This is a genomic window from Burkholderia sp. Ax-1724 (assembly GCF_011752995.1).
Lineage (GTDB): Bacteria > Pseudomonadota > Gammaproteobacteria > Burkholderiales > Burkholderiaceae > Paraburkholderia.
Genome location: NZ_VWWL01000043.1, coordinates 19,172 through 30,744 on the forward strand (window position 1 = coordinate 19,172; position 11,573 = coordinate 30,744).

Sequence of the window (11,573 nt, forward strand, 5' to 3'; positions counted from 1 at the left end):
GGCGTCGCCGCTTGCGCGGACAAGCGCCCCATCCTGCGCGCGCGCGCTCCCGGGCGGCACCATGCAGCCCGACCCCGCGCGTCGTCTCTGGTTCGCGCGCGCCGCATCGCTCATGGCACTCGCTGCACTCGCGAGCGCGGCGCCGTTGGCCCACGCGCTCACGAGCACGGCCGCGCAGCCCGACCCCGACGCATTCTCGCCTCAGCAATCGGCCGCGTTTCGCGCCTGGTTCTCGCGCATTGTCGATCAGCAACTGCGGCACGGTCCGACCCCGCGCTGGACGCAGCGCGATTGCGCGGGCCTCGTGCGCTTCGCGGTCGGCGAGACGCTGAAGCCGCACGACAGCAAATGGCTGCGCGCGAACGGCATGACCGGTCTCGCGGACGCGAGCAGCATGCCGCCCGAGTTGCAGCTAACGGCCTCGCAACGCACGCTCGCGAACCGCTGGACGCGCGTCGACGGCTCGACGGGCGCGTATGCGTCGGCGATCGCGCTGATCCAGCGCAACAGCCGCTTCGTCGCGAAAGACATCAACCAGGCTTTGCCGTGCGACCTGCTGTTCTTCGACCAGGGCGACGACCAGCATCTGATGATCTGGCTCGATCGCTACATCGCCTATCACACCGGCACCGTCACGCCGACCGATACCGGTCTGCGCGCGGTCGCCGTTTCCGACCTCGTGCAATGGAAAGATTCCCGCTGGCAGCCGCTCGACGGCAATCCGAATTTCGTTGGCGTGTTTCGTTTGGACTTTCTGACACCATGATCCGAAGAAAAATCGCGTGCGGCCGTTTTTCGAGCGGCGCCTGGGGCGGCGTGTGGCGTCGCGTGGCCTGCCTGTTCACCGCGCTGTTCGTCGCGCTGACACTTGCGTTCGCATTCACGGCCCCGGCTCGCGCCGACGACGCCGCCGCAGCCGATGACACGGCCGACGCCAACATCGCCGCGAACCCCACGCTGCAAGCGGCGCCGCCGAGCAACTACAGCGCGCAGAAGGTCGACGGTCAGCCGTTCTTTCTGCTGTCCGACGCGAGCTTCGGCAGCGATCAGCTCGCGCAGGTGCGGCTCGAAGCGCCGGGCCGCGATTTCAAGGACGCGTTGCAGCCGTATGGCGGCGCGGACATCGTCGTGTATCGTGTGCCGCAGCCGCTCGAGTTTCTGAAGGCGCAGAAGAATCTGCATCGCCTGAACGTTGCGCCGAATTACCAGGGCGAAGGGCTCGCGAACACGCTCGCGTATCTGTGGGACCGGTGGTTCACCGAAGCGCGCCGCGCGTGGCAGCGCGTGCTGTCGTTCGCGACGCGCAGCAAGGTGACCGCGGCCGAGCCGCAATTCAAGCTCGGCGAGCAGACCGGCAAGCAGACGCAGTTCGAGCCGCGCTCGTCGTTCGCGCCGTTGAAGGGCTACGACGTGGTCGCGCGCTTTCGCTATCCGATCTGGGACGCGAAGGCGATTGCGCCGCCGAAGGGCGTGAATCTCGAAGGCAGTAGCAGCAACTTCATCGACGAGAGCGCCGGCAACGTGATGATTCCGGTCGGCAAGCTGCCGCCGGGGCTCTATATCGTCGAAGCCGTGATCGGCAACTATCGCGCGCATACGCTGCTGTTCGTGTCGGACACGGTCGCGGTCGTGAAGGCGACCGCGGGCGGCATGCTCGTGTGGACCGCGCGGCGCGACAACGGCAAGCCGGTCGCGAATACCGAGGTGAGCTGGACCGACGGCGTGGGGGTGCTGCAAAGCGGCACCACCGGCGGCGACGGCGCGCTGCCGTTGCAGCACGTGAGCCCCGAGCGCAGCTATGTGCTCGGCGTCGATCCGCAGGGCGGCGTGTTCGTCTCCGAAAATTTCTATTACGACAGCGAGATCTACAACACGAAGATCTACGCCGTGACGGACCGGCCGATGTACCGGCCCGGCGATACGGTGCAGGTGAAGTTCATCGGCCGCACGTTCCAGAACGCGACGCAGTCGTCCGCGCCCGAAGCCGCCGACCTCAAGCTCGACGTGCTCGACCCGAACGGTGCGCCGGTCGCGACGCGCAGCGTGCATTTCGCGTCCGATACCGGCGCGGATACCTCGTTCACCTTGCCCGCCGACGCCACCGCCGGCGGCTACACGCTGCGCTTCGATTATCGTGGCGACGTCTATGGCAGCGCGTTTCGCGTCGCCGAATACGTGAAGCCGCACTTCGACGTGAACCTCGCGATGGAGAAGGCCGACTACGCGACCGGCGAGCCGCTGAAGGGCAAGATCCAGTTGCGCTATCCGGACGGCAAGCCGGTGCGCGACAGCAAGATTTCGGTCACGCTGCGCGCGCAGAAAGTGACGATCGTCGACGGCGAATTGCGTTACGCGGGGCTCTTTCCGGTCAAGCTCGAACAGCAGGAACTGAAGACCGACAGCAACGGCAACGCGGACCTGACGCTGCCGGCCGCGCAGGAGCCGAGTCGCTACGCGCTGACGCTGTTCGCGCAGGACGGCGCCGCGTACAAGGTGCGCGTGACGCGCGAGGTGCTGATCGCACGCGGCGCGACGCCGTATCGCCTGAGCAGCGCGAAGTCGTTCTCGCAGCCGAAGGAAGCGGTCAGCTTCGATCTGCAGCCGCTCGGCGTGCTCGATCCGGCCGCGCATGCGCCGGCGAAATGGCAATGGACGCGCCTCGAATCGCAGACGCACGGCGAAGGCGCGCTGAAAACGGCGGGCGCGGGCGGCAAGCAGTCGTTCCTGGTGCAGTTCGACGAGCCGGGCTCGTACATGGTGTCGGTCAAGGACGATCAGGGCAATCTGCTCGCGGCGGCCAGTCATTGGGTCGCGGGCGACGGGCTCAAGGCGATTCCGGGCAGCGTCGAGATCGTGTTCGATCGCGCGCGCTACAGGATCGGCGATACCGCCGAAGCGCTGATTACGTTCCCCATGCCGGTCGACGACGCGCTGCTCACGCTCGAACGCGACAACGTCGAGCACCGCGCATTGCTGAGCACGGGCGGCGACTGGTTGCAACTGCAACGCATCGCGCCGTCGCAGTGGAAGGCGCGTATCAAGGTCGGCGCCGAGTTCGCGCCGAACATGACGTTCTCGGTGCTGTACGTGCATGGCGGCGAATACGTGTTCGAGAACGCGGGCATCGTCGTCGCGCAGCCGAGCATCGAGCTGAACGTGAAGAGCGACAAGCCCGTCTACGGTCCCGGCGATACCGTCACGCTCGACTTCGACAGCACGCTCGCCGGCAAGCCCGAAGCGGCCAATCTGACCGTCAGCGTGGTCGACGAAATGGTCTATGTGCTGCAGCCGGAGATCGCGCCGAACATCGTCGACTTTTTCTATCACCCGCGCCGCAATAACGTGCGCACCTCGTCGAGCTTGTCGTTCATCACCTACGACCTCGCGCGCGCGCCGTTGAAGGGCGCGCCGGGCGGCCCGCAGCGCGCGAACTACAACGAGCGCGGCGTCAAGGTGCTGGAGCGGCCGCGGCGCGACGAGCAGGACACGGCCGCGTGGCAGGCGAATCTGAAAACCGATGCGAACGGTCACGCGACCATGAGCTTCCGGATGCCGGACTCGCTCGCGCGCTGGCGCATTACCGTGCGCGCGGCCGCGCCGGACGGCATGGTCGGGCAGCGCACCGCGTACGTGCGCTCGGACAAGGCGCTGTATCTGAAGTGGAGCGGGCCCGCGCATTTCCGCGCCGACGATCAACCGGCCATCGACATGATCGCGTTCAACCAGACCGATGCGGATACCGACGCGCAGTGGGTCGTGAACGGCGGCGGTCTCGCGCTGAACCAGAAGGTGACGTTAAAGCGCGGCGCGAATTATCTGCGTCTGCCGAGCGGCGCGTTGAAAGCCGGCGTGATCGATGCGACGCTGCGCGCGGGCGGCAAGGACGTCGACCGCTTGCAGACGACGATCCGCCTCGACGCGGATGGCTGGCTCGATCTGCATCAGGACACGGTCGCGCTCGACGGCACGGGCAAGCCGCTCGCGCTGCCGGCCGATGCGCAGGACGTCAGTGTGCGTTTCGTCGGCAATGCGGCGAGCCAGTTCATGCGCGTCGCCGACGATCTGATCGCCTATCCGTACGGTTGCGCCGAGCAGACCTCGAGCCGGCTGATTCCGCTTGCGCTCGTGCACGATACGCTGCGCGACACGGGCGGCGAGGCCAATGCCGCGAGCCCGGCGCAGGGGCTCGAAGCGCTGCTGCGCAATCAGCGCCAGCGGCTCGCGATGCTCGCGGGCGTCGGCGGCACGTTCGGCTGGTGGGGCGATACGACGGGTGGCAGCGCATTGATGACCGCTTACGCGTATTACGCCGACTGGCTCGCGAGCCGCAGCCTCGGCATCAGTTTGCCCGCCGACAACTGGCAGCACGCGATGGACGTCTATCGCGACGCCGGCGCGAAGGAGCCGCTGCTGCATCGCGCGCTTGCGCTGTGGTTCCTGCAGCAGATGGGGCTGCCGGTCGCGACGCCGGTCGCGGGCATCGCCGAGGATTTGCAGGGCGACGCGGCGGCGCTGGCCGCAGCGAACGGCAAGGCGGCCGGCGGCACAGGCACAGGCACAGGCACAGGCACAGCCGCGCGCGGCAATGCAGCCGGTACGGCGGACAGCATCGTGTTCGCGCAGGCCGATTCGCCGCGCGGCAAGCAGATGGCGACGCTGCTCGTTGCGAGCATGGCGCGTGGCGCGAATGCGCCATTGCCGGCGGGCTTCGATGCAGCCGTGAGCGCGGCGCGTGGCGCGCTGGCGAACGATCCCGCGCCGTTGGTGCAAAGCCTGCTCGTCGTGACCGGCGCGGGGGCCGGCGCTGCCGATGCCGGCGGCGCGCCGCTCGATCCCGCCGCGCTGCTCGCGAAAAGCAGCGCCGACTATCCGACGATCGATCGCGCCTTGACGCTGCTGTGGCTGCGCAAGGCGCTCGGCGGTGCTGCCGCGGCGTCGCCGCAGCCGCTGCCGACGCTGCAAGGCGCGGGCTGGACGCGCACGACGACGCCGACCGGCGCGCCGCTCTATCGCTGGAACGGCGCCGCCTTGCCGACGACGCTCGATGCGGGCGCACCGCGCGGCGACGTCAGCGCGCTGGTCTCGTATCGCAGTCATACGAGCGAGGACAGCCGGCTCAACGTCACGATCGCGCGCCGTCTGTACAAGCTCGAACCGCTCGAAGTCGCGGCCGATCCGAAGAAGGCCGGGGCCGGCGAAAGCCAGCTCGGGCGCGCGACGTTCAGCGCGCATCTGGTGAAGTCCGGCGATCCGCTCGACAGCAACGCGCTCTACGTCGACGAAGTCACGCTGACGCCGCGCTCGGGCAACGCCTACCACTACGGTCTGCTCGACGTGCCGCTGCCGCCGGGCGGCGACGTCGAGGCGACCAGTTGGGGCGTGTCGATCGACGGCCTGCCCGGCGCGAAGGACGGCAGCGGTCCGCAGCCGTTCCAGCGCGCGGCGTCGTACGAGATGGGCGAGCTGGCGTATCACCAGCCGGTGCCGCTGCTCGATAAGCCGGTCACGCTGCGGCAACTGGTGCGCTTCTCGTTGCCCGGCACGTTCACGCTGCCGCCGGCGCGCTACTTCCGCATGTACCAGCCCGACGCGAAGGCGTTCGAGGGCGGCAAGAGCGATCGCATGACGTCGCTGCGGATTCAGTAGGCGAGGCGGCCATGCGTGGGGCGCGTTGGCGGATCGGGGCGTGGTGGGCGGCGCGGCTGCGAGGCGGCGGCGCGGCTGTGTGCGAGGCGCGTGCGGGTGGCGTGTATCGCGGACGGAATGCCGGGGCGGCTTTGGCCGCGGCGACGGGGTTGCCGTCGGCGGCGTTGGCGTTGCGCTCGGCCTTGGCGACGCTGGCCTTGGCCGTGGCGCCCGTTTCGGCTTCGGCCGCTGCCTTGCCGTCGTCATCGCTCACGCTGGCCGCGCATGATCGCCCGGCCAGCCACGGCTCATCATCATCATCATCTTCCGCTTCGACCGCGGCTACCCCGCTGCGCTTCGCCTGGCTGCGCGACAACCAGCCCCAGCTCTGGCAAACGGATGCGAGCGGCACGGCGCCCGCGCTTTCGCCGCAAGCCGCGCAAGCGTTGCCCGCGACGCTGGAAACGCCGCTCGGCAGTGTCTGGAAGCTGTTCGTCTACGGCTATCTGGTGGATCGCCACATCGCGACGCCGGACTACGTCTGCAACGGCGGCGACCGCGACGAAGTGTATTGCTGCATGACGGGCGGCCACGTCGACCGCGAGCACGCGTTCGTGCAATCGTGCGGACTCTACTTCGAACCGGCGCGCCTGCAACTCGATCCCGCCGACTGGCGCCGCTACTGGAGCGCCGCGCATGCGCCCGCATGGCTGCTCGACCTGCACGCGCTGACGCCCGCGCGGCGCGTGCCTGTCGCCGATCTGCTGGCCGCGTTGCAGGCGATGCCCGCGCGGCCGCGCGAAGCGGCATCGAGCACGCTCGTGTCGGTGCTGACGAGCGGACGCGGCGAGGGCACGGTGTCGCTATACGGCAGCCTGTTGCGCGCGAAGACGTGGACGATGCCGGACCCGGCGCGGCCGGGCGCGTCGATCGGCGGCGCGGCGGGCTGGCTCGCCGACGGCACGCCGGTATGGCTCGGCGGACCCGGCGGCAGCGCGCGCGTGCTTGCGGCCGCGGCGCCGCGCATCGCGCCGTTGCTGACGTCGATCACGGTGCCCGACGACGGCGCCTGCGTGCTCGTCGATTTCTTCAGCCGCTATCCGGTTCGCGAAGTGCTCGGCGCAGTGCACGACGACGCGCCCGACGATGCACCCGGCGGCAAGCGAAGCTCGACGGCCGTACCCGACGGCCCGTTGCGCGGCGAGTTTCGGGTCGGCTTCGTCAACGGCAACTGGGCGCGCGCGACGAGCCGTGGCGAACTGCGGCTCGACCGGAACGGGAGCGGCGCGCCGCAGATCGTCGGCCGGTTCGGCATGAACGACTACGTGGCGCGCGTGGTCGAGCGCGAGGGCGACACGAGCCAGCCGGAAGCCGCCAAGGCGCTCGCGGTCGCGGCGCGCACCTACGTCGTGCAGCACGGCCGCCACGACCACGGCTGCTTCCGTATCGACGACAGCAGCAGCACGCAGCGCGTCCTGCCGCGCACTCCCGAGCCCGCCGCGCGCCGGGCCGCCGATCTGACCGATGCGCTGGTGCTGACCGGCGTGCCGGTCCAGTATCACCACGACAAGGCCGCGCCGGGGCAGATGAGCTGGCTCGACGCGAAGGCATCCGCGCAAGGCGGCCGCGCGTTCGACGCGATTCTCGCGCGCACCTGGCCGCAGGCGACGCTGACTTCGTTCGAGAGTCCGCTCGCGGGCGACTGCATCGCGGTGGCTGGCGCGCAAGCCTGGCTGCAACGCAACGCGCCGCTGTGGGCACGCCGCCTGGAAGGCGCGGACGGCTACGAGACGCCCGATCTGCCGGCCGTGTGCGCGGTGCGCGAAGGGCGGCCCTATGCCGACGCGCAGCGCAATCGCGTCTACGTGTACCGCCTCGTGACCGAAGAGGACCGCATCGCGTTGACGCACGAATACCTGCACCTCGCGTTCCAGCATCATCCGCGCGGGCTCGACGAAGCGTTCGTCGAGCGCACCGCGCGTCTGCTGATCCGCACCGACGGGCAGATTCAATGAGCGAGCCCATGAACGATTCGACGAGCGATGTGATGAGGCGGATTTTTTCCCGTGTAGAGCGTGAGACAGGAGCGGTAACGATGAAATCCAGCGCGACAGGTTGGCTCAAGGCGGCGGGCTGGTGGCTGGTCGTCTGCGTGCAGACGGCGCCGGCCGCCTGGGCGGGCGATATCGACTTCAGCGCGCCGCTGAACGGCTGGCGCAACACGAGCGGCGACAACGAGCGCTATACGCAGGACGTGCACTACCCGGCGGTGTCGGTGTCGACGCCGGAAGGGCAGTCGAAATTCGCACTGATCGAAGGGCAGATCCGCAACACGCCGAAGAAGAAGGGCACCTCGGTGGGTACGCTCGTCGTGAACGGCACGCCGCTGCCACAGCGCGTCGAGGAAGACGGCCGCTTCTCGCGGCCGTATGCGTTTCCGTCCGGCAGCAACAGCGTCGAATTGCGCGCCCCGGACGGCAGCCGCAAGCGCTTGCAGTTCTACGACGCCTACAGCGGCAAGACGCAGCCGAAGCTGCGCGTGGTGCTCGCATGGGACACCGACGGCACCGACCTCGATCTGCACGTCGTCTCGCCCGACGGCGCGCACGCGTGGTACGGCGATCGCGTGACGCCCAACGGCGGCTCGCTCGACGTCGACGTGACGACCGGCTACGGGCCGGAGATCTATTCGTCGGCGGCGCCGCTCAAGGGCACCTACCTCGTGTTCGTCAACTACTACGGCAACGGCAATAGCGGCAGCGACATAACGGTCGCGCAGGTCACGATTATCACGAACGAGAACACGCCGGACGAGAAGAGCGAAACGATCCGCGTGCCGATGCGCAAGCCGGGCGAGCTGACGCTCGTGAAGACGTTTGTGATGCCGTGAGGCCGGGAAGGCGGGGTGTCGGCGATCAGCGCGGGCGTGTATGCGGACGATGGTAGGCGAGGTTCGCGACCTGTCGTGAGCGCGCGCGTGAAATCGAGTGGGCTCAATGAGTTAGCGCGGTCATGCGCAGGTTGTCCACAAGCTTGTTCCCAGTTTCTGTGGACAACAATCGAACGCCTGTTTGGACCGGCGTGAAGCGCCATGTCGTGCGACGCGGCGAAGCAAAGGCACGCGTGCGGGCATGGGGGGCGGAAGAAGTTATGCGTGCGCTGCGTGTTCTATTGCTGTCGCGAAGAATGGAGCGCGAATAGCCATCACGCGCGCGAAGATCGCCCTGTGTTTCCACATGCGTGCTACGCGGCTGAAGGGAGCAGGCAGCAGAAGTCACCGTTGGCCGGTTGGTTCTGCTGCTTGTGTATGAGGCGGGGGTGTTGCGGCTTGCCGTGCGGGGAGCACGGCAAGCATGAAGGCCTGAACGCGGCCTGAAGGTGAGGGCGGCCGAGGCTTAACGGTCGAGGAACGACTTCAGACGGTCAGCGCGGCTCGGATGCATGAGCTTGCGCATTGCCTTGCTTTCGATCTGACGGATCCGCTCGCGCGTGACGTCGAACTGCTTGCCCACTTCCTCGAGCGTGTGGTCCGACTTCGTATTGATGCCGTAGCGCATGCGCAGCACCTTCGCTTCGCGCGGCGACAGCGAGTCGAGCGCGTCGTCGATGGCGGCGCGCAGGTCGGCCTGCATCGCCGCATCGGCCGGCGAGGAAACGCCCGCGTCTTCGATCATGTCGCCGAGCGTCGCGTCGCCGTCGTCGCCGACCGGCGTTTCCAGCGAGACCGGCTGCTTCGCGATCTTCAGAATGCCGCGCACCTTCTCTTCCGAGAGTTCCATGCGCTCGGCGAGCACGGCCGGATGTGCTTCCTGGCCGGTCTGCTGCAGAATTTCGCGCGAGATGCGGTTCAGCTTGTTGATCGTTTCGATCATGTGCACCGGCACGCGGATCGTGCGCGCCTGGTCGGCGAGCGAACGCGTGACAGCCTGGCGAACCCACCACGTCGCGTACGTCGAAAACTTCCAGCCGCGACGGTATTCGAACTTGTCCACGGCCTTCATCAGGCCGATATTGCCTTCCTGGATCAGGTCGAGGAACAGCATGCCGCGGTTCACGTACTTCTTCGCGATCGAGATCACGAGACGCAGGTTCGCCTCGATCATCTCGCTCTTGGCCTTGCGCATCTTCGACTCGGCCGCGACCATCTGGCGGTTGATCTCTTTCAGCTCCTTGAGCGGCAGGGAAACCGTCGCTTCGATTTCGATGAGCTTCTGCTGTTCGGACTGGATCGCCGGCAGATGGCGCTCGAGCGCCGCGCTGTAGGCCGTCGAGGCCGGGCGCGCCGCGCGCTCGGTCCAGCCGAGGTCGGTTTCGCTGCCGCCGAACGATTCGATGAACTTCTCGCGCGGCATGCCGGCCTTCGAGACGACGATTTGCAGGATGTTGCGCTCGATCGAGCGCACTTGCGCGACCTGATGCTGCACGTCGCCGCACAGGCGGTCGATCGTGCGGGCGGTGAAGCGGATGCGCGCGAGGTGCAGCTGGATGTCTTCGCGGGCGCGCAGATAGGCTTTCGAGCCGACGTCGCCGCGCGTGTGCGCCTCGCTCATCTGGTCGTACAGGATGCCGACCTGCGCGAAGATTTCGAGGCAGTCGCTCGTGAGCTGCTTCAGACGCGCTTCGTCCGCCGCCGCTGAGTCGGCCTGGCCGACGTCGTCGCCGTCCTCGTCTTCGTCGCTATCGTCGGAGTCGGTGTCTTCGTCGGCATCGGCGTCGGCGCTTGAGTTCGAGTTCGAGTCTTCTTCCGCGGCCACGTCGTCTTCATTGAGACCGTCGACCAGTTCGTCGATGCGCAACTCGCCGTCGGCCACCTGCTGGGCGCTCGCGAGAATCGCGGAGATCGCGAGCGGGCACGCTGCGATCGCCTGCACCATCTGATGCAGACCGTCTTCGATGCGCTTCGCGATTGCGATTTCGCCCGCGCGAGTCAGCAGTTCGGTCGCGCCCATTTCGCGCATGTACATGCGCACGGGGTCGGTCGTGCGGCCGAATTCGGAGTCGACGGTCGAGAGGGCGACTTCGGTTTCCTCGTCTGCCTGGTCGTCCGAGACGACGGTCGGCGTGTTCGAGTTCAGCAGCAGGGTTTCCGCGTCGGGGGCCTGCTCGTAGACCTGCACGCCCATGTCGCTGAACGCGCTGACGATGCTGTCGATCGCCGCCGTTTGCGTGAAGTTGTCGGGCAGGTGGTCGTTGATCTGCGCGTGGGTCAGGTAGCCTTGCTCCTTGCCCAGCTGGATCAGCGCGCGCATCAGGCGCTGACGTTCTTCGGCTTGTTGCGGCTGCAGTTCGGCCGCCACGGGGATCGCTTTGCCTGCGCCCTTGCCCTTGGCCGTGCGGCCCGAGGAAGCTTTGGCGATGAAGGCGGTTTCGTTTTGCGAATCTTCGCGATCAAAAGGGTTCACGTATTTTCCTCTAGAGGCTTCGCTATGAGACGCAAGACGCTACCGTCAGGCGTTTCGAGCAGGGCTCAGCATCACCTGATGTGACTCAACGCGGTTGTTTGGCTGTGCTCTGGGGAGCAAAAAGATGAGCCCGCTCGAAGCGGGCCGATAGAATGAATGCGAAATTTGCGCGGCTCGCATTATATACGAGCTTGCGTGTTCGCGCTCACGCTTGCACATCAATTAGTCATATTTGTGTTGCTTCGCAGACGTTGACGCATCACATGCGTGGGTGTTTCCGGCGGACGATGGGTTGATACGCGCATCGGCGGGCATCGCTGCCGCTCGATATATGTGGAGATGTTTCGCCCTCACGCAAGGGGATCGGTTGCCATGCCCTCACACACTATGCATGAGGCGCATCTTTTTGCATCGGTTCGAAGAAAATTCGCACAGGGGTCTTGACGTGATGCGGGGCGGTCAGCATAATCTCGTTTCTCTGCTGCAGACGCAGCGACGCGAACGAAGCGGTGCCGGGTGGTTTGGGTGCTGTGAGTTTGTGGACTG

5 protein-coding genes are annotated in these 11,573 nt (G+C 67.2%); 4 read left to right on the forward strand and 1 reads right to left on the reverse strand.

Annotated elements, in window-relative coordinates; all coding sequences use genetic code 11:
* The first annotated feature begins 112 nt into the window (after positions 1-112).
* The 4 genes from F3J19_RS31605 to F3J19_RS31620 all read left to right on the forward strand — a co-directional run bounded on the left by F3J19_RS31605 (position 113) and on the right by F3J19_RS31620 (position 8,515).
* Positions 113-766: a DUF1175 family protein gene (locus tag F3J19_RS31605; RefSeq protein WP_240159387.1), complete on the forward strand. Its 654-nt coding sequence runs from the start codon at positions 113-115 to the stop codon at positions 764-766.
* The gene (locus tag F3J19_RS31610) at positions 763-5,646 is read left to right on the forward strand and encodes an alpha-2-macroglobulin (RefSeq protein WP_167050330.1); all 4,884 of its coding nucleotides are present in this window, start codon (positions 763-765) and stop codon (positions 5,644-5,646) included. The genes F3J19_RS31605 and F3J19_RS31610 overlap by 4 nt, the downstream gene beginning before the upstream one ends.
* 11 nt (positions 5,647-5,657) lie before the next feature.
* Positions 5,658-7,640, forward strand: a complete 1,983-nt coding sequence (locus F3J19_RS31615; protein ID WP_167050332.1) for a DUF2300 domain-containing protein — start codon at positions 5,658-5,660, stop codon at positions 7,638-7,640.
* 80 nt (positions 7,641-7,720) lie between these two features.
* On the forward strand, positions 7,721-8,515 hold the full coding sequence (locus F3J19_RS31620) for a DUF2135 domain-containing protein (RefSeq protein WP_167050334.1): 795 nt from the start codon (positions 7,721-7,723) through the stop codon (positions 8,513-8,515).
* A gap of 505 nt (positions 8,516-9,020) precedes the next feature.
* Here F3J19_RS31620 and rpoD read toward each other — a convergent pair.
* Positions 9,021-11,027, reverse strand: a complete 2,007-nt coding sequence (gene rpoD / locus F3J19_RS31625) for an RNA polymerase sigma factor RpoD (RefSeq protein ID WP_167050336.1) — start codon at positions 11,025-11,027, stop codon at positions 9,021-9,023.
* Positions 11,028-11,573: the final 546 nt, after the last annotated feature.